The sequence below is a fragment of the Oryzihumus sp. JJN4-3R genome (assembly GCF_057747915.1).
Map to the genome: position 1 here is coordinate 372941 of NZ_CM173229.1, position 18451 is coordinate 391391.

17 protein-coding genes are annotated in these 18451 nt (G+C 72.5%); 4 read left to right on the forward strand and 13 right to left on the reverse strand.

What is annotated here, in order from left to right; translation table 11 throughout:
- Positions 1-5: 5 nt before the first annotated feature.
- The 3 genes from AC3ANM_RS01615 to ald form a co-directional block, all read right to left on the reverse strand.
- Positions 6-917 carry a ParA family protein gene (locus tag AC3ANM_RS01615; protein ID WP_488287894.1) on the reverse strand — a complete coding sequence of 304 codons (912 nt, stop codon included), beginning with the start codon at positions 915-917 and terminating at the stop codon, positions 6-8.
- Between the two features lie 126 nt (positions 918-1043).
- Positions 1044-1964, reverse strand: a complete 921-nt coding sequence (gene xerD, locus AC3ANM_RS01620) for a site-specific tyrosine recombinase XerD (RefSeq protein WP_488287895.1) — start codon at positions 1962-1964, stop codon at positions 1044-1046.
- 38 nt (positions 1965-2002) lie between these two features.
- Complete coding sequence (gene ald / locus AC3ANM_RS01625; protein WP_488286400.1) at positions 2003-3118, reverse strand: alanine dehydrogenase; 1116 nt, start codon at positions 3116-3118, stop codon at positions 2003-2005.
- 139 nt (positions 3119-3257) lie between these two features.
- On the opposite strand from ald, the gene AC3ANM_RS01630 reads away from it, so the two are divergent.
- On the forward strand, positions 3258-3887 hold the full coding sequence (locus AC3ANM_RS01630; protein ID WP_488286401.1) for a hypothetical protein: 630 nt from the start codon (positions 3258-3260) through the stop codon (positions 3885-3887).
- Here the strand turns inward: AC3ANM_RS01630 and hisS are convergent.
- Together hisS and AC3ANM_RS01640 are read right to left on the reverse strand one after the other, a co-directional pair.
- On the reverse strand, positions 3868-5211 hold the full coding sequence (gene hisS, locus AC3ANM_RS01635) for a histidine--tRNA ligase (RefSeq protein ID WP_488286402.1): 1344 nt from the start codon (positions 5209-5211) through the stop codon (positions 3868-3870). The genes AC3ANM_RS01630 and hisS overlap by 20 nt on opposite strands.
- Positions 5208-5912, reverse strand: coding sequence for an MBL fold metallo-hydrolase (locus tag AC3ANM_RS01640; protein ID WP_488286403.1), 705 nt, complete (start codon positions 5910-5912; stop codon positions 5208-5210). Before AC3ANM_RS01640 ends, hisS begins: the two co-directional genes overlap by 4 nt.
- A 148-nt stretch (positions 5913-6060) precedes the next feature.
- Between AC3ANM_RS01640 and AC3ANM_RS01645 the strand changes: the two genes are divergently transcribed.
- From AC3ANM_RS01645 to AC3ANM_RS01655, 3 genes are all read left to right on the forward strand, one after another.
- On the forward strand, positions 6061-6825 hold the full coding sequence (locus tag AC3ANM_RS01645; RefSeq protein ID WP_488286404.1) for a peptidylprolyl isomerase: 765 nt from the start codon (positions 6061-6063) through the stop codon (positions 6823-6825).
- Positions 6826-6829: 4 nt separating this feature from the next.
- Entirely contained in the window at positions 6830-8170 is a 1341-nt protein-coding gene (locus AC3ANM_RS01650; protein ID WP_488286405.1) for a DUF349 domain-containing protein, read from the forward strand.
- Positions 8171-8331: 161 nt separating this feature from the next.
- Positions 8332-9447, forward strand: a complete 1116-nt coding sequence (locus AC3ANM_RS01655; RefSeq protein ID WP_488286406.1) for a threonine aldolase family protein — start codon at positions 8332-8334, stop codon at positions 9445-9447.
- A 29-nt stretch (positions 9448-9476) separates the two neighbouring features.
- Here the strand turns inward: AC3ANM_RS01655 and AC3ANM_RS01660 are convergent, their stop codons facing one another.
- The 8 genes from AC3ANM_RS01660 to ruvC form a co-directional block, all read right to left on the reverse strand.
- Complete coding sequence (locus tag AC3ANM_RS01660) at positions 9477-11753, reverse strand: RelA/SpoT family protein (protein WP_488287896.1); 2277 nt, start codon at positions 11751-11753, stop codon at positions 9477-9479.
- Positions 11754-11832: 79 nt separating this feature from the next.
- A complete protein-coding gene (locus AC3ANM_RS01665) occupies positions 11833-12369 on the reverse strand; it encodes an adenine phosphoribosyltransferase (protein WP_488286407.1) in 537 nt (178 codons plus the stop codon).
- 8 nt (positions 12370-12377) lie between these two features.
- Complete coding sequence (gene secF, locus AC3ANM_RS01670) at positions 12378-13547, reverse strand: protein translocase subunit SecF (RefSeq protein WP_488286408.1); 1170 nt, start codon at positions 13545-13547, stop codon at positions 12378-12380.
- Positions 13544-15367: a protein translocase subunit SecD gene (gene secD / locus AC3ANM_RS01675; protein WP_488286409.1), complete on the reverse strand. Its 1824-nt coding sequence runs from the start codon at positions 15365-15367 to the stop codon at positions 13544-13546. Before secD ends, secF begins: the two co-directional genes overlap by 4 nt.
- 2 nt (positions 15368-15369) lie before the next feature.
- On the reverse strand, positions 15370-15840 hold the full coding sequence (gene yajC / locus AC3ANM_RS01680) for a preprotein translocase subunit YajC (RefSeq protein ID WP_488286410.1): 471 nt from the start codon (positions 15838-15840) through the stop codon (positions 15370-15372).
- Between the two features lie 325 nt (positions 15841-16165).
- On the reverse strand, positions 16166-17284 hold the full coding sequence (gene ruvB / locus AC3ANM_RS01685; protein WP_488286411.1) for a Holliday junction branch migration DNA helicase RuvB: 1119 nt from the start codon (positions 17282-17284) through the stop codon (positions 16166-16168).
- The gene (gene ruvA, locus AC3ANM_RS01690; protein ID WP_488286412.1) at positions 17281-17880 is read right to left on the reverse strand and encodes a Holliday junction branch migration protein RuvA; all 600 of its coding nucleotides are present in this window, start codon (positions 17878-17880) and stop codon (positions 17281-17283) included. Before ruvA ends, ruvB begins: the two co-directional genes overlap by 4 nt.
- Positions 17877-18401 (reverse strand): crossover junction endodeoxyribonuclease RuvC, encoded by a 525-nt coding sequence (gene ruvC, locus AC3ANM_RS01695; RefSeq protein ID WP_488286413.1) that lies wholly within the window; start codon positions 18399-18401, stop codon positions 17877-17879. The genes ruvA and ruvC overlap by 4 nt, the downstream gene beginning before the upstream one ends.
- Positions 18402-18451: the final 50 nt, after the last annotated feature.

Here is an 18451-nt window from a genome sequence, read left to right on the forward strand (position 1 = left end):
CGGGGTCAGGCCGCCCCGCCCCGGGCGATGAGCTCGCGGGCGAGCTGGCGGTAGGACTCGGCCCCGGAGTGCGCAGAGGCGTAGGAGGTGATCGGCTCGGCGGCCAGCGTCGCGTCGGGGAACTTCACCGTGCGGCTGATGACCGTGTGGAACACCTGGTCGCCGAAGTGGTCGACGACGCTGCGCACGACCTCGCGGCTGTGCAGGGTGCGCCCGTCGTACATCGTGGCCAGGATGCCGTCGACCTTCAGGCGCGGGTTGAGCCGGTCGCAGATCTTGTCGATGGTCTCCACGAGCAGGGCCACGCCACGCATCGCGAAGAACTCGCACTCCAGTGGGATGACCACGCCGTGCGCCGCGGTGAGGGCGTTGACCGTGAGCAGGCCCAGCGAGGGCTGGCAGTCGATGAGGATGACGTCGTACTCGTCGACGACCCCGCGCAGGACGCGGGCCAGGATCTGCTCGCGGGCGACCTCACCGACGAGCTGGACCTCGGCGGCGGACAGGTCGATGTTGGCCGGAAGGATGTCGAGGTTGTCGGTGCGCGTCTGCTGGATGACGTCGTGGACGTCGTGACCTCGGGAGATCAGCAGGTCGTAGACGGTGGTGTCGAGCTCGTGGGTGCGGATGCCCAGGCCGACCGACAGCGCGCCCTGCGGGTCGAAGTCGACCAGCAGCACCTTGCGGCCGTACTCCGCCAGCGCCGCACCCAGGTTGATCGTGGTCGTCGTCTTGCCGACGCCACCCTTCTGGTTGCACATCGCGATGATGCGGGCCGGGCCGTGGGCCGACAGTGGCCCCGGCTCGGGGAACTCCGGCATGGGGCGGCCCGTGGCGTCGATCTGGCCCGTGCCGACGCTCTCGGCGCCCGGCAGCGGACGTGGCGAACGGTCGGTCGCGGTGTCGGTGGCGTCCATCACCTCGGAAGTCACAGGTGCTCCACTCCCAGCGCCGTTGTCTCGTCGGTCAGCATCTCGCTGATCGCGACGACCCTAGTCGCGACGCCGCAGGCGCTTCAAGGCAGGTCCCCCGCGTGTCGCGCGTCATCGTGCGCGCGGGTGGGCCTGCGCGTAGACCTCGCGCAGCTTCTGCACCGTGACCAGCGTGTAGACCTGGGTGGTCGTCACCGAGGCGTGCCCGAGCAGCTCCTGGACCACCCGGACGTCGGCGCCGCCGTCGAGCAGGTGCGTCGCGAAGGAGTGCCGCAGGGTGTGCGGGCTGACGTGGGCGGTGAGGCCGGCCCGGCCCGCGGCGGCGCTGATGGCCGCCCATGCGCTCTGCCGGGAGAGCCGGCTGCCGCGCTGGTTGAGGAAGACGGCGGGCGTCCCCTTCCCGGAGGTCGCCAGCGCGGGCCGGGCCCGCACGAGGTATGCCGTGACGGCCTCGCGCGCGTAGGTGCCCAACGGGACGACGCGCTCCTTGCTGCCCTTGCCGAGCAGGCGCACCGCGCCCACCTCGAGGTCGAGGTCGTCCAGGTCGAGGCCGACCGCCTCGCTGATCCGGGCCCCGGCGCCATACAGGACCTCCAGCAGCGCCCGGTCACGCAGGGACACCGGGGTGTCACCGAGGCTGGCGGCCTGGAGCAGGGCCTCGACCTCGTCGACCCGGATGGCCTTGGGCAGCCGCTTGGGCGGGCGCGGGGGGCTGACCGCGCTGGCCGGGTCGGCGGCCACGACCCCCTCGAGGGCCAGGAAGCGGTGGAACCCGCGCACCGCGACGAGCGTGCGCGCGGCCGAGGAGGCGGACAGCGCCGACCGCTCCGGGGTGCCCTCGCGCAGGGCGGCGAGGAAGTCGGCGACGTCGGCCTCACGGACGGCCGCGGCGTCGCTGACCCCACGGCCGGCGAGGAACTCGCGGTAGCGCCCCAGGTCCCGCCGGTAGGAGGCCAGGGTGTTGTCGGCCACCCCCCGCTCGATCCGCAGGTGGTCCAGCCATCCGCGGATCGAGCGGTCCAGCGCCGTCAGGGGCGCCGCAGGGGTGGTCGGCTGCGTCGTCGCAGCGCTCAGCTGAGCACCTCGTCCAGCGACACGGACTCCATGCCGTGCGCCTCGGCGACCGGGCCGTAGGTGACCCCGCCGTCGTGGGTGTTCAGGCCCAGCGCCAGGGAGTGGTCGGCCTTGAGCGCGTCGCGCCAGCCACGGTTGGCCAGCTCGACGGCGTAGGGCATCGTCACGTTGGTCAGCGCGTAGGTCGAGGTGTGCGGCACCGCACCGGGCATGTTCGCCACGCAGTAGAACATCGAGTTGTGGACCTGGTAGGTCGGGTCCGCGTGCGTGGTGGGACGGGAGTCCTCGAAGCAGCCACCCTGGTCGATCGAGATGTCGACGAGGACCGAGCCCGGCTTCATGCGCGACACCTGCTCGTTGGTGATCAGCGTCGGGGCCTTGGCGCCGGGCACGAGGACCGCACCGATGACCATGTCGGCGTCCATGATCGCGCGCTCCACCTCGTAGGCGTTGGACGCGACGGTCTGGCAGTGGCCCTGGTAGATGGCGTCGGCCTGGCGCAGGCGGGCGACGTTGCGGTCCAGCAGCAGCACCTCGGCCTGCATGCCCAGGGCGATCGCGGCGGCGTTCATGCCGGAGACACCGGCGCCGATGACGACGACCTTCGCGGCGTAGACGCCGGAGACGCCCCCCATGAGGATGCCGCGGCCACCCTGGGCGCGCATCATCGTGTGGGCGCCGACCTGCGGGGCCAGGCGACCGGCGACCTCGGACATCGGGGCCAGCAGCGGCAGCGAACGGTCGGGCATCTCGACGGTCTCGTAGGCGATGCCGGTGACCTTGCGCTTGGCCAGCTCCTCGGTCAGCGGGCGGTCCGCCGCGAGGTGCAGGTAGGTGAAGAGCGTCTGCCCCTCACGCATGCGGTGGTACTCCGAGGAGATCGGCTCCTTGACCTTCAGGATCAGGTCACCGGTCCCCCACACGTCATCGGCGGTGTCGAGGATCGTGGCGCCCGCCGCGACGTAGTCCTCGTTGAGGATGGAGGAGCCGACACCGGCGTCGGTCTCGATGTAGACGTCGTGCCCGTGCTTCACCAGCTCGTGGACACCGGACGGCGTGATCGCCACGCGGTACTCGTTGTTCTTGACCTCGCGAGGGATTCCGACCTTCACCGGATATCAGTTCCTTTGCCTGTTGTTGCGTCGCGAACCGGCGAGGCCCCATTGCCACGCCGATCGGCCGCCCGAGGGCAGCGGCTGCGAGTCTAGACCCGCGCACCGTGCCATGAAGTCGTCCTGGAGGCTGACCCCGATGAAGCTGTATGCCGACCTGCCGGGCCGCCGGACCGCCCAGGTCCTCGCCGACGTGGCCGTCCTGACCTGGGTGGTCGTGTGGGTCTGGCTCGCCAGACAGGTCCACGACGCGGTGCAGGCGCTCGCCGCGCCGGCCGTGCGGCTGGAGTCCGCGGGCGGGAGCTTCGGCAGCTCGATGGGCGACGCGTCACGGACGCTGCGCCAGGTCCCGCTGGTGGGCGATCAGCTGCACGGCCCGTTCGACCGGGCGGCCGCCACCGGCCAGGGCATCGCCGGGGCGGGCCACGACCTCGCCGCAGGCATCACCAGGCTCGCCACTGTGCTGGGCCTGGCGACCGCCCTGATTCCGATCGGCGTGGTCGGCGGGGTGTGGCTCGTGCGCCGGGCGCGTTTCGCCCGGCGGGCCTCGGCCGCCCGGCGACTCGTCGACGCCGAGGCCGACCTCGAGCTCTTCGCCCTGCGGGCCATGAGCCGTCAGCCACTCCCCCGCGTGGCCCGGGCCAGCGCCGACCCGGTGGGGGCGCTGCGCAGCGGCGACCGCCGCGCGATACACGCCCTGGCGGCCCTGGAGCTGCAGGCGGCCGGGCTGCGGCCGCCTGCGCTCCCGGTCACTCCGCCGGTGTCGTGAGGACGCGCGGCGTGAGGTCCTCCGCCGGCGGCGCCCAGGTGGCGGCGTCGGCGTCGACCTGCTCGCCGCTGCGGATGTCCTTGACCTGGTCGCCGTGCTCACCGGTCGCGGCGAACCACACGAACGGGATGCCACGGCGCTCGGCGAAGCGGATCTGCTTGCCGAACTTCGCCGCGGCCGGGGCGACCTCGCAGGCGATGCCCCGGCTGCGCAGGGCGGCGGCGACCCGCATCGCCCCGGAGCGGCTGTCCTCGTCGGCCAGGGCCACGAGCACCGCGGAGGGGCTGGTGCGGCTGGCGCGCAACGTGCCCTGGGCGAGGAGCTTGCCCAGCAGGCGCGAGACGCCGATCGAGATGCCCACGCCCGGGTAGGTGGTCCTGCCGTCGGAGGCCAGCGCGTCATAGCGGCCCCCCGAGCAGATCGAGCCGAAGTGCTCCTGCCCGACCAGCTGGGTCTCGTAGACGGTGCCGGTGTAGTAGTCCAGGCCGCGGGCGATCTTCAGGTCGGCCACGAGCAGCCCCGGCGCGTGCTCGGCGGCGGCCCGCATGACGGCGGCCAGCTGCTCGAGGCCCTCGTCCAGCACCGGGTGCTCGACGCCGAGGGCGCGGACCCGCTCGACGAAGGAGTCGTCGGGCGTGGCGATCTCGGCCAGCTGCAGGCAGGCCTTGGCCTGCGCCTCGGTGGCGCCGAGGCCCACGAGCAGCTCGGCCACCTTGTCCGGGCCGATCTTGTCGAGCTTGTCGACCGCCCGCAGCACGCCGGTGACGTCCTCCAGGCCGAGGCCGCGGTAGAACCCCTCGGGGATCTTGCGGTTGTTGACCTGGATGCGGAACTCCGGCACCGGCAGGCGCGAGAACGCGTCGGCGATCACCAGCGGCAGCTCCACCTCGTAGTGGAAGGGCAGCTCGCCCACGTCGACGATGTCGATGTCGGCCTGGGTGAACTCCCGGTAGCGGCCCTCCTGGGGGCGCTCGCCGCGCCATACGCGCTGGATCTGGTAGCGGCGGAACGGGAAGGTGAGCTTGCCGGCGTTCTCCAGGACGTAGCGGGAGAACGGCACCGTCAGGTCGAAGTGCAGGCCCAGACCCGGGCCCTCCTCCTCGGCGTCGGCGCCGAGGCGGCGGATCCCGTAGATCTCCTTGTCGGCGTCCTCGCCCTGGCTGGAGAGGCGCTCGATCGGCTCGACCGCGCGGGTCTCGATCGAGGCGAAGCCGTGGCGCTCGAAGGTCTCGCGGATGACGTCGAGGAAGTGCTGCTCGACGATCCGGTCGCCGGGGAGGTACTCCGGGAAGCCGCTGATCGGCGTGACCTTGGTCTGGCTCACTGGGTCAGTCCTTGCAGGTAGGGGTTGGTCGCCCGCTCCCGGGCGATGGTCGTCGCCGGGCCGTGGCCGGGCAGGACGAGGGTCTCGTCGGCCAGCGGCAGCACGACGTCGCGCAGGGAGCGCGTCATCGCCTCGCCGCTGCCGCCGGGCAGGTCGGTGCGCCCGATCGAGCCGGCGAAGAGCACGTCGCCGGAGAGCATGGTGGTGCGCACGCCGGCCTCGGCGGGGGTGCCGTCGGGCACGTCGGGGACGCCGAACATCACGGAGCCCTCGGTGTGGCCGGGCGCGTGCAGCACGTCGACGTCGAGCCCGGCCAGCGTGAGCCGCTGCCCACCGGTGAGGTCGACGACGTCGGTCGGCTCCTGCCACGTCGCCGCCGGCCCGAACTGCTGCTGCAGCATGGCCAGCAGCTCGGGGGCGAGCAGGCCCAGCGGGTCCTTGAGCCGGTAGCGGTCCTCACCGTGGATGTATGCCGCGACGCCTGCGGCGCCGCAGACGGGGGTCACCGAGCTGACGTGGTCGATGTGGCCGTGGGTCAGCAGCACCGCGGCCGGGCGCAACCGGTGCTGGCGCAGCACCTCGGCGAGCTGGTCCTCGACGCCGATCCCGGGGTCGACGATGAGGCACTCCTCGCCCGCCGCGGGGGCCAGGACGTAGCAGTTGGTGGCGAAAGCCGCTGCGGGGAATCCGACGGTCAGCACGCACCCGAGCCTAACCGTCACGCAGTCGTGACCACGCACCGCGGCCCGCACAGGACACGGTGCCTAGACTGACCGACGCCTCGGCGCGCCCGGGGCCACACTGCTGGCTGCCCACCCGCCAGCCCACCCCGGCAGAAGGAGCCCACCCGTGTCGCCCAACGCCCGCGACCGCGCCCGCGCCAAGCGACGCGCCGAGAAGCGTCAGGCCACCTTCGAGCGGCGCGCGGCCGAGCGTCACCGCAACCGTCAGGTCGCCGCCGTCGTCGCCGCCGTCCTGGTCGTGGTCGGCGGGCTCGTCGGCGCGAGCTACGCCGTCAACGGGAACAAGACCACGCCCGCCGCGAGCCCCTCTGCGAGCCCGTCTGCCACCCCGAGCGTGACGCGCACCCTGCCGCCGAAGTCCCTCGCCGCGGGCAAGACCTTCACCGCAACGATCACCACCAACCGCGGGCCGATCACCGTCGAGCTCGACGGCAGGAAGGCCCCGCAGACGGTGGCCTCGTTCCTGCAGCTGGCCGGGGACGGCTACTGGGCCAACAGCGCCTGCCACCGCCTGACCACCGCGGGCATCTTCGTGCTCCAGTGCGGCGACCCGACCGGCACCGGCAACGGCACCCCCGGCTACGGCTACGGCATCGAGAACGCCCCCAAGGACGGCAAGTACCCCACGGGCACGCTGGCCATGGCGCGGACCTCCGATCCCAACAGCAACGGCGGCCAGTTCTTCATCGTCTACAAGGACACCGACCTGCCCACCGAGGGCGGCGGCTACACGATCTTCGGCCACGTGACCGCCGGACTCGATATCGTCGACAAGACCGCCGCTGCCGGCGTCGCGGGCGGCTCCTCCGACGGGGCCCCCGCGCAGCCGATCAGCATCCAGAAGGTTGTCGTCACCGAGAAGAAGGCCTGAGACCGTGTCGCAGCAGTCCGACCACTCCGAGCGCCCCACCGCCCCCGGCGGGGCGCCCAGTCCTGCCAGCCTCGCCGGGCACCGCCGTCCCGCCGCCGCGGCCACCTTCGGCCGGGTCGACGACTCCGGCACGGTGTTCGTGCGCACCGCCGACGGTGAGCGCGCCGTGGGCTCCTACCCCGGCGCCACGCCGGAGGAGGCGCTGGCCTACTTCACCCGCAAGTACGACGAGCTGGTCGCCTCCGCGGACCTGCTGCTGCAGCGCATCACGCACACCGACCTCGGCGCCAAGGAGGCCAGCGACGGCCTCGCCCGCCTGCGCGAGCAGGTCACCGAGGCCAACGTCGTCGGCGACCTGAGCGTGCTCGAGGCCAAGCTCGCGCAGGTCACCGAGGCCACCGAGGCCAAGAAGCAGGTCGAGGGCGCCCAGCGCAGCGCGGCCCGCGAGAAGAGCCGCGCCCGCCGCGAGGAGATCGTCGCCGAGGCTGAGCGGATCGCCGCGCAGCCGACCGCGTCGGTGCAGTGGAAGGCCAGCGGCGCGCGGATGCGTGAGCTGCTCGAGGAGTGGAAGACCGAGCAGCGCGGCGGCGCCCGCCTCGACCGCGAGACCGAGACGGCGCTGTGGCAGCGCTTCAGCGCCGCCCGCAACGGCTTCGACAAGGCCCGCCGGGTCCACTTCGCCCAGCTCGACGCCACCCAGGGCGAGGCCAAGGCGGCCAAGGAGGCGCTGGTCAAGGAGGCGGAGGCCCTCTCGACCAGCACCGACTGGGGCCCCACGGCCACGGCCTACAAGCGCCTCATGGACCGCTGGCGCCAGGCCGGTCGCGCCTCGCGTCAGGACGACGACGCCCTGTGGGCCCGCTTCAAGGCCGCCCAGGACACGTTCTTCCGCGCCAAGGACGAGGTCTCCGCCGCCGAGAACGAGGAGTTCAAGGCCAACCTCGTGGTCAAGGAGGGCCTGCTCGCCGAGGCCGAGACGATCCTGCCGATCACCGACATCGACGCCGCCAAGGCCGCCCTGCGCACCATCCAGGACAAGTGGGACCAGGCCGGCAAGGTGCCGCGCGGCGACATCGAGCGGATCGAGAAGGGGCTGCGCCGCATCGAGCAGGCTGTCCGCGAGGCCGACGAGAAGCGCTGGCGCGCCACGAACCCCGAGGTCGCTGCCCGCGCGCAGAGCCTCGTCGACCAGCTCGAGGCCGCCGTGCAGGGCCTGCGCGATGACCTGGCCAAGGCCCAGGCCTCCGGCAACGCCCGCAAGATCGCCGACGCCGAGGCGGCGCTCGCAGCGCGCGAGCAGTGGCTGGCCCAGGCCCGCGCCGGGGTCGAGGAGTTCAGCGGCTGAGCCGCTCCCCCCCGCCGCCGGTATGCCGTGCCCCTCACCTGAGGGGCACGGCATACCTGTCTCTGCCCGTCTGTCTCGGCCCGATTGTCTCGGGCCCGTCACCGACCCGACGCACCGAAATCCCGGGCGCCGCAGACGTTCGAGCCGTCAGGATGTGCCCCGTGGACGAGACGATGACCCAGCCCCTGACCCTTCCCGAGCGCGCGGCGGCGGCCCGGCCGGGGATCACCCGATGGCTGCCCCTGCGGATGCCGCTCACGCCGGCGCAGGAGCTGCGTGACCTGGCCGACCACGTGGAGGCGCTCGGGGAGGACGGCACCTGGGACCGCTATGGCACCCGCGGCCCGGTCGCGCTGCTCGAGGAACGGCTCGCCGCGCTCCTGGGCAAGCCTGCGGCGGCCGTCTTCCCCAGCGGGGTGATGGCCCAGCAGTCGATGCTGCGGGTCTGGTGCGACGCCAGGCGGTCGCGCCGGGTGGCGCTGCCCGAGCTGTCGCACCTGCTGCACCACGAGGACGACGGCCCGCGGCTGCTGCACGACTTCGCGCTCGAGCCGCTGAGCGTGGGCGCCACGGTGCCGACGGTCGACCACCTGGCGGCGGTCCCGGGACGCCTCGGTGCCGTGCTGCTGGAGCTGCCCCTGCGTGACGGCGGCTACCTGCTGCCGACCTGGGATGAGCTCGTGGCGTTCTCGGCGGCCTGCCGCGACCGCGGCGTGCCCCTGCACCTCGACGGCGCCCGGCTGTGGGAGTCCACGCCGCACCTCGGCCACTCCCTTGCCGAGGTCGCCGGGCTGGCCGACAGCGTCTACGTCTCGTTCTACAAGGGGCTGGGCGGCATGGCGGGGGCCGCGCTGGCCGGTCCGGAGGAGGAGATCGAGGAGGCGCGACGCTGGCGCACCCGGATGGGCGGCACGCTCTTCAGCCTGCTGCCGTACGCCGTCGCCGCCCTGCGCGGGCTCGAGCAGGAGCTGCCCCGGATGGCCGAGCTCCACGAACGGGCGCAGGAGATGGCCAAGCTGCTGCCGGAACGGGGCATCCGGGTCCTGCCGCAGGAGCCGCACACCAACGCCTTCCGGATCTTCGTCGAGGCAACGCCGGAATCCCTCAACGAGCGCCTGGTGACGGCGATGGAGCAGGACCACGTGATGGCGTCGGCGACGTGGGACGCCAGCGAGGTGCCGGGCTGGTCCTGGACCGAGTTCACCGTCGGCCCGTCGACGCTGGAGTGGACCGCCGCGGAGGCTGCCGACGAGCTGGCGCGAATCTTCGTGAACTGAGGAGGCTGGGACAGGGGCTCGCCGGGCCGTCAGGCTTGCTTGGCCGGTGCCTTGCCGCCGGTGATGCGGTAGACGTCGAAGACGCCGTCGATCTTGCGGACCGCCTTGATCACGTGGTCGAGGTGCCCGGGGTCGCCCATCTCGAAGGTGAACTTGCTCATCGCCACGCGGTCGCGGGTGGTCTGCACGCTGGCCGACAGGATGTTGACGTGGTGGTCGGAGAGCACCCGGGTCACGTCCGAGAGCAGGCGGTTGCGGTCGAGCGCCTCGACCTGCAGCTGCACGAGGAAGACGCTGCCGGCGGACGGGGCCCACTCGACGTCGATGAGCCGATCCGGTTGTGCCAGAAGGGACTCGGCGTTGGTGCAGTCGGCCCGGTGGACCGAGACACCGCTGCCGCGGGTGACGAAGCCGATGATCGGGTCGCCGGGCACCGGGGTGCAGCAGCGGGCCAGCTTGACCCACACGTCGGCGGTGCCGACGACCACGACGCCGGGGTCGCCGCTGCGGCGGCGCACCCCGCGGGTGGGCATGGTCGCCTCGGCGAGGTCCTCGCTGGCCCCCTCCTCGCCCCCCAGGGACGCCACGAGGCGACCCACCACGTGCTGGGCGCTGACATGGCCCTCGCCCACCGCGGCATACAGGGCGGAGATGTCGGGGTAGCGCAGCTCGCCGGCCAGGCCGGCCAGGGACTCGTGGGACATGAGGCGCTGCAGCGGCAGGCCCTGCTTGCGCATCGCCTTGGCGATGGCGTCCTTGCCCTGCTCGATGGCCTCCTCGCGGCGCTCCTTGGAGAACCACTGGCGGATCTTGTTGCGCGCCCGCGGGCTCTTGACGAAGGTCAGCCAGTCACGGGAGGGCCCGGCGCCGTCGGCCTTGGAGGTGAGCACCTCCACGACGTCGCCGTTCTCCAGCGGGCTCTCCAGCGGCACCAGCCGGCCGTTGACCCGCCCGCCGATGCAGTGGTGGCCCACCTCGGTGTGCACGGCGTAGGCGAAGTCGACCGGGGTCGACCCCGCGGGCAGGGCGATGACCTCACCCTTGGGCGTGAAGACGTAGACCTCGCGGGCGTTAATCTCGAAGCGCAGCGAGTCGAGGAACTCCCCGGGGTCGGAGGTCTCGCGCTGCCACTCCAGCAGCTGGCGCAGCCAGGCCATGTCGCTGATCGGCCCGGTCTCGCCGCCCTGGGGCTGGGCCTGGGCGCCGCCCGGGGCGTCCTCCTTGTACTTCCAGTGCGCCGCGACGCCGTACTCCGCGCGCCGGTGCATGGTGTGCGTGCGGATCTGGATCTCGACCGGCTTGCCCTCGGGCCCGATGACCGTCGTGTGCAACGACTGGTACATGTTGAACTTGGGCATCGCGATGTAGTCCTTGAACCGCCCCGGCACCGGGTTCCACCGGGCGTGCAGGGCGCCCAGCGCGGCGTAGCAGTCGCGGACCGAGTCCACCAGCACGCGCACCGCGACGAGGTCGTAGATCTCCTCGAAGTCGCGGCCGCGCACGATCATCTTCTGGTAGACGGAGTAGTAGTGCTTGGGCCGGCCGGTGACGGTGGCCTTGATCTTGGCGGCCCGCAGGTCGTTGGTCACCTGCTCGCGGACCCCGGCGAGGTACTCCTCGCGGGCCGGGGCGCGCTCGGCCACCAGGCGCACGATCTCGTCGTAGACCTTGGGGTAGAGGGTCGCGAAGGACAGGTCCTCCAGCTCCCACTTGATGGTGTTCATGCCCAGGCGGTGGGCCAGCGGCGCGTAGATCTCCAGCGTCTCGCGCGCCTTGCGCTGGGCCGACTCCTGGGAGACGTAGCGCCACGTGCGAGCGTTGTGCAGCCGGTCGGCCAGCTTGATGACCAGCACGCGGATGTCGCGGGCCATCGCCACGACCATCTTGCGCACCGTCTCGGCCTGCGCCGCGTCGCCGTAGGTGACCTTGTCGAGCTTGGTCACCCCATCGACGAGCATCGCGACCTCGCTGCCGAAGTCGCGGGTCAGGTCCTCCAGGCTGTATGCCGTGTCCTCCACCGTGTCGTGCAGCAGGGCTGCCGCAAGGGTCGGCGGCGTCATGCCCAGCTCGGCGAGGATGGTCGCCACGGCCAGCGGGTGCGTGATGTAGGGGTCGCCGCTCTTGCGCAGCTGGCCCCGGTGGGCCTGCTCGGCCACGGCGTAGGCCTGCTCGATGATCGACAGGTCGGCCTTGGGGTGCGTGGCCCGCACTGTGCGCAGCAGCGGCTCGAGGACGCGGTAGGTGCCCTGGCGGGGACCGCCGAAGCGGGCGAACCGGGCACGGACGCGCGGGATCGGCCCGGTCATGGGCTCGACCTGTGTGGGGGCGGAGGTTCCCGTGGAGCCGCCCGCGACGTCCTCGTTCATGACAGGAGTCTATGTGCCGTCACACGGTGAGGATGGTGTGGACCTCGCGACCCGCCAGCTTCGACCGGCCATCGAGGAAGCCGAGCTCGATGACCGCCTCGAAGGCGACCACATCGGCACCCGCGCGCTCCAGCAGCGCGCAGGTGGCCTCGGCGGTGCCGCCGGTGGCGAGCACGTCGTCGATCACCAGCACGTGGGCGCCGGCGACGAACGCGTCGGCGTGCACCTCGATGTGGGCGCTGCCGTACTCCAGGTCGTACTCCACCCCCAGGGTCTCCCCCGGCAGCTTGCCGGCCTTGCGCACCGGCACGAAGCCGATGCCGAGCTCGTAGGCCACCGCCGCGCCCAGGATGAAGCCGCGCGCCTCGATGCCGACCACGTGGTCGACCCGGCCGCGGTAGCGCTCCGCGATGTCGCGCACGACCGCAGCCAGGGCCGGCCCGGAGGACAGCAGCGGGGTGAAGTCCTTGAACGCCACCCCCGGCTCGGGGAAGTCGGGGATGTCGCGCAGGTGGTCGGAGACCACCTGCGCGATGGACTGCTCGTTGATGCTCATGCTCTCCTTCAGCGCTTGCTCTTGGGCGGGCGCTTGGGCTGGTTGCGCGGGCCACCGGTGACGTAGGGGTGCACCGGTCGCTGGGCGCGCCCGGCACCGGCCGCGGCCGGCTCCCGGCGCGAGACGCCGGACTCGTCCACGGTGTCACCGTCCTGCAGCGGCTCGCCGGCCTCCTCGGCCACGGCCGCGTCCTTGGCCCGGGCGGCCTGGAAGCGCCGGGCCCGCTTGGCGAGGTCCTTCATGGCCGGCTCACGCTCGCGCAGGTCGGCGAGCAGCGGGGTGGCGATGAAGATCGAGGAGTAGGTGCCGGCGGCGATGCCGACGAACAGCGCGAGGCTGAGGTCCACCAGGACGCCGGGGCCGAGCAGCACCGACCCGATCACCAGGATCGCCGCGACCGGCAGGAGGGCGACCACCGAGGTGTTGATCGAGCGGACCAGGGTCTGGTTCACCGCGCGGTTGGCGGCCTGGGAGTAGCTCATCCGGCCGTTGGCGATCGCCTGGCCGGTGTTCTCGCGCACCTTGTCGAAGACGACCACGGTGTCGTACAGGGAGTAGCCCAGGATCGTCAGGAAGCCGATCATCGACGCCGGCGTGATCTCGAAGCCGAACAGCGCGTAGATGCCGACGGTGATCACGAGGTCGTGGGCCAGGGCGATGAGGCCGGCCGCCGACATCTTCCACGTGCGGAAGTACAACGCCATGGTCAGCGCGACGAGCACGAGGAACCAGACGAGGGCGGTGATGGCCTTCTGGCTGACCGAGGCACCCCAGGAGGCGCCGATGAAGGACGCCGAGACGTTGTTCTCGCTGACGCCGAACGTCTTGGCGAGGTTGGCGCGCGCGTCCTCCGTCTGGGTGTCGCTGAGCTTCTCGGTCTGCACCCGCACCGAGTCGGTGCCGAGCTTGGTGACCACGACGTCCGCGCCCTGGTTCAGGCCGCCGAGGGCGTCCTTGGCCTTGGCCTCGTAGCCCTGCGTGGAGCTGACACCGGAGATGCGCAGCTCGGAGCCGCCGCGGAACTCCAGGCCGAGGTTGAGCCCGCGGGCGAAGATGCCGACGAGGGCGAGGACGAGGATGACGCCGGAGAGGGCGTACCAGGTCTTCTGCCGGCCGACGAAGTCGATCGACCGCTTGCCGGAGTAGAGGTCGTTGCCGAACTGGGCGAAGCTCGTCATGACTGCGCGCTCCCCTCTGCCGCGCGGCGCGCGGCGATCGTGACCCGGCCGCGACCGGCATACAGCGGTTGCTTGGCCCCCAGGCGCTCCGGGTCGAAGCCGGACCACTTGTGGCCCTCCCCGAAGAACCTCGTGTTCGCGAGGATCGCGACGATCGGGTGGGTGAACAGGAACACGACGGCCACGTCGATGAGCGTGGTCAGCATCAGCGTGAACGCGAAGCCGCGCACGTTGCTGGTCGCGAGGATGTAGAGCACCAGCGCCGCGAGCATGTTCACGCCGTCGGCCACCAGGATGGTGCGGCGGGCGCGGGACCAACCGGTCTCCACGGCCTGGCGCAGGTGGCGCCCCTCACGCACCTCGTCCCGGACGCGTTCGAAGAACACGATGAACGAGTCCGCGGTGATACCGATCGAGACGATCAGGCCGGTGACGCCGGCGAGGGTCAGCCGGAAGCCGTGCGACCACCCGAGCAGGACCACCGTCACGTAGGTCAGCAGCGAGGCGATGACCAGCGAGGCGATCGTGACGAAGCCGAGCGCGCGGTACTGGAACAGCGAGTAGATGACGACGAGCAGCAGGCCGATGAGGCCGGCGAGCAGGCCCTTCTGCAGCTGGTCGGTGCCCAGCGTGGGGCTGACCTGCTCCTCGGTCTGCGGCGTGAACGACATCGGCAGCGCACCGAACTTCAGCTGGTCGGCCAGGGTCTTGGCGCTGGCCTCGGTGAAGTTGCCGGTGATGCTGGCGGTGCCGGCGGTGATCGCGCTCTGCGTCACCGGCGCGGAGAGCACCTGGCTGTCGAGCACGATCGCGAACTGGTTGCGCGGCTGCGGCAGCGAGACCAGGCGCGAGGTGACGTCACCGAACTTCTTGGTGCCGTTGGCGTCGAACTTCAGCTGGATCTCGACCTGGTTGGTCTGGGCACCGGTCTGCGTCGTCTGGAAGCCGGAGGTGGCGTCCGCGATGTCGGTGCCGACCACCTCGGCCGGGCCGAGGATGTACTTGGCCTGACGGTCCTGGGAGCAGGTCACCAGCGGCTTGGCCGGGTCGTCGACCAGCGTGGCCAGCTTGGCCTCGGTGGCCTTGTCGGCGCAGTTGAGGGCCTGGAACTGCTGGGCGATGGCGGGGGTGATCCACGCCGGGTCGCTGGCGTTCTTGGGCGTGCCGCTCGCGCCGGTGGCCGGGGCGCTCGGCGTCGCCGTCGGCGTCGCGCCGGACAGCGGCGTGGCCGCGCCGGTGGGCTTGGGCGTCGGGGTCGTGGCCGAGCTCAGCGCCGGCGGGAAGCCGGACTTCGCCGAGGTGGTGGCGGTGCCGGCGGGGGCAGTGGCCTTCGAGGCCGGCGTCGTCGCCTTGCCCGTCGCGGTGCCCGACGGCTTCGGCGTGGCGGTGCCGGTGCCGGTGCTCGTGGGGGTGGGCTGCGGGGCGCCGGCGGCCTCGACCAGCACGGCGCGGAAGCGCAGCTGGGAGGAGCGCTTGAGCGAGTCGATCGTCGCCTTGTCCGGGGTGCCGGGCAGGGAGACCACGACGTTCGCGCCACCCTGGGTGGTCACCTCTGCCTCGGAGACGCCGGTGCTGTCGACGCGCTGGCGCATGATGTCGACGGCCTGGTTGATCTGCTCCTGGCTGATGTTGCCGCCGTTGGTGATCACCGGCTTGAGGATCAGCTGCGTGCCGCCCTCGAGGTCCAGGCCGAGCTTGGGCGTGGCCTGGGCGGTGCCCCAGGTCACGACCGCCGCCAGGAGGCCGTAGAGGCCGACGATCAGGACGACCAGCCCGGCCAGGGTGCGTAGCGGCTTGCGGTTGCGGGGGTTGATGGCCACGGTCAGTCCTGCTCCCCCGGGGTGACCGGACCACCGGTGGAGCCAGCAGCCGGGCCCTCGCCTGCGGTCGTGCTGCCCTGCGTCGTGCTGCCCTGCGTCGTGCTGCCGGGGGTCGTGCCGCCCGGGGTCGCCTCGGCCGGCGTGCTCGCGGCCGGGGCCTCCGGCTCCTCCGTGACAGCCGCAGCCGTCGGGGCGGGGCCGCCGATGGCGCGACGGTCGAAGCGGACCATGACGCCCGGGCTGACCTCCAGGGTGACCACCGTGTCGTCGATGGCGCTGACCCGGCCGAGCAGGCCTGAGGTGGTGGAGACCTCGTCGCCGACGGACAGCTTGCTCTGCAGGTCCTGCACGGCGCGCTGACGGCGACGCTGCGACATGAACATGAAGACGATCAGCAGGACCGGCAGGGCGAAGATGAGCAGGTTACCGATACCGGCCCCCGATGAGGAGGTCGCGGTGGCCAGAGACGACATGAGTCAGTCCTTCACGATGGTTTGGTTGACGCGCACCACAGGAGCACAACGTCCCCGGACGCGCGGAAGTCCCGGACGGAGCCGGTACGTCCGCGTGAGTCTAGGTGAGCGCCGCCACAGCGGCCAAGGAACCCCTCCGAGCGCGGCCATTTCGTGATGAACGGCCACGCATGCGTCATACCGGACGTATGCCGTGTGCCCGCCACCGCGGCCGGCCCACCACCCCTGCGCGCCGGGGTCGCCGCACGGGACACGTCCCGGGCGTGGTGCCGCTCTCGTCGACCTCGACGGTGTGGGGAGCAGTCTGGGGGCGGGTGCGAGCCGGTCAGCCGCCGAAGCGGCCGTCGGTGTCGCCGAAGGGCAGCGGCTGGGCGACCCCGAGGTCCGCGGCGGCCGGCGGGGTGAGCCCGAGGTGCTCCCACGCCAGCGGGGCGGCGGCCCTCCCCCGCGGGGTGCGGATCATGAACCCCTCGCGCACGAGGTAGGGCTCGGCGACGGTCTCGACCGTGTCGGACTCCTCCCCGACGGCGACCGCCAGGGTGCTCAGGCCGACCGGTCCCCCGCCGAAGCGGCGGCACAGGGCCTCCAGCACCGCGCGGTCGAGCCGGTCCAGGCCTCGGTCGTCCACGTCGAAGAGGGCCAGCGCGGCGTGCGCGGCCTTCTCGTCGACGACGCCCCGGCCGTGCACCTGGGCCCAGTCGCGGACCCGGCGCAGCAGCCGGTTGGCGATGCGGGGCGTGCCGCGGGAGCGCCCGGCGATCTCGGCGATGCCGCGCGGGTGGGCCTTGACGTCCAGCAACCGGGCGGAGCGCATGAGGATCTGCTCGAGGTCCTCGGCGGCGTAGTAGTCGAGGTGGCCGGTGAAGCCGAACCGGTCACGCAGCGGCGCCGGCAGCAGGCCGGCGCGGGTGGTGGCGCCGACCACGGTGAACGGGGGCAGCTCCAGCGGGATCGCGGTGGCGCCGGGGCCCTTGCCGACGATGACGTCGACCCGGAAGTCCTCCATCGCCAGGTAGAGCATCTCCTCGGCGGTGCGGGACATGCGGTGGATCTCGTCGAGGAAGAGCACCTCGCCCTCCGCCAGGGAGGACAGGATCGCGGCGAGGTCGCCGGCGTGCTGGATCGCCGGGCCGCTGGTGATCCGGATCGGCTGCTCGAGCTCGGCGGCGATGATCATGGCCAGCGTGGTCTTGCCCAGGCCGGGCGGGCCGGAGAGCAGCACGTGGTCCGGCGGGGCGGAGCGACGCTTGGCCGCCTCGAGCACGAGCGAGAGCTGGTCGCGCACGCGGGACTGGCCGGGGAAGTCCACCAGCCGCTTGGGCCGCAGGGCGGCCTCGACCCGGCGCTCGTCGTCATCGCCGCCGGCGTCGACGATGCGGGCCGTGGCCTCGAACGAGCCGTCGGAGTAGACCTCGTAGGTGCCGGCCGGCAGGTCGCGGCTCACCGGCCCAGCTCCCGCAGCGCGGCCCGCAGCAGGGTGGCGACGTCGGCACCCTCGGCGGCATCGGCAGCGACGGTGTCGACGGCGTCGTCGGCCTGCTTGGCCGACCAGCCCAGGCCGACGAGGGCCTCGTGCACCTGCCCGCGCCACGGCGCTCCGGCGCCGGTGCCGGCCAGCGAGGTCGGGGCGGCACCGGTGGGCAGGCCGATCTTGTCGCGCAGCTCGAGCACGATCCGCTCGGCGCCCTTCTTGCCGATGCCCGGCACCTTGGTCAGGGCGTGGATGTCACCGTCGGACACGGCGTGGCGCAGGGCGTCCGGGGCGTGCACCGCGAGCATCGCCAGGGCCAGCCGGGGCCCGACGCCGGAGACGGTCTGGACCAGCTCGAAGACCCGCCGCTCGTCCTCGTCGGGGAAGCCGTAGAGGGTCAGCGACTCCTCGCGCACCACGAGGGTCGTCGCCAGGCTGGCCGGGTTGCCCGGGCGCAGCCCCGCGGCGGTGGCCGGCGTGGTGTGCACCAGCAGGCCCACTCCCCCGACCTCCACGACGGCGGAGTCGAGGCCGACCGAGAGCACCGGGCCGCGGACGGAGGCGATCACCGGGCACCTGCCCGGGCCGCCGCGGCGGCGCGCTGCAGGCGGTCCTGGGCCGCGCCACGCCATACGTGGCAGATGGCCAGGGCGAGGGCGTCGGCGGCGTCCGCGGGCTCGGGCCGCGTCTCCAGTCGCAGGATGCGGGTCACCATGGTGGTCACCTGGGCCTTGTCCGCGCGGCCGCTACCGGTCACGGCAGCCTTGACCTCGCTCGGGGTGTGCATGGCAAGGGGCAGGCCGCGCTCGGCCGCGGCGAGCATCGCCACGGCGGACGCCTGGGCGGTGCCCATGACGCTGCGCAGGTTGGCCTGGGCGAACACGCGCTCGACGGCGATCGCGTCGGGCTCGTAGCGGTGGATCCACTGCTCCATCTCGGCGCGCAGCGCGTGCAGGCGCAGGTGGGTCTCCTCCTTGGCCGGCGTGCGGATGACGCCGACGGCGACCATGCGCAGCGGCTGGCCGAGGCCGCCGTCGACCACGCCGAGACCGCAGCGGGTCAGGCCGGGGTCGACACCAAGCACGCGCACAACCGGCTCCTCGCCACGACGATCAACGCAGACGTCCTGCCCGAACACCT

Excerpts from the sequence above, each read along its gene's own strand:
- AC3ANM_RS01615 (WP_488287894.1), bottom strand. The coding sequence starts at position 917 with ATGGACGCCACCGACACCGCGACCGACCGTTCGCCACGTCCGCTGCCG.
- AC3ANM_RS01630 (WP_488286401.1), top strand. The coding sequence starts at position 3,258 with ATGAAGCTGTATGCCGACCTGCCGGGCCGCCGGACCGCCCAGGTCCTC.
- AC3ANM_RS01660 (WP_488287896.1), bottom strand. The coding sequence starts at position 11,753 with ATGACCGGGCCGATCCCGCGCGTCCGTGCCCGGTTCGCCCGCTTCGGC.
- AC3ANM_RS01665 (WP_488286407.1), bottom strand. The coding sequence starts at position 12,369 with ATGAGCATCAACGAGCAGTCCATCGCGCAGGTGGTCTCCGACCACCTG.
- secF (WP_488286408.1), bottom strand. The coding sequence starts at position 13,547 with ATGACGAGCTTCGCCCAGTTCGGCAACGACCTCTACTCCGGCAAGCGG.
- yajC (WP_488286410.1), bottom strand. The coding sequence starts at position 15,840 with ATGTCGTCTCTGGCCACCGCGACCTCCTCATCGGGGGCCGGTATCGGT.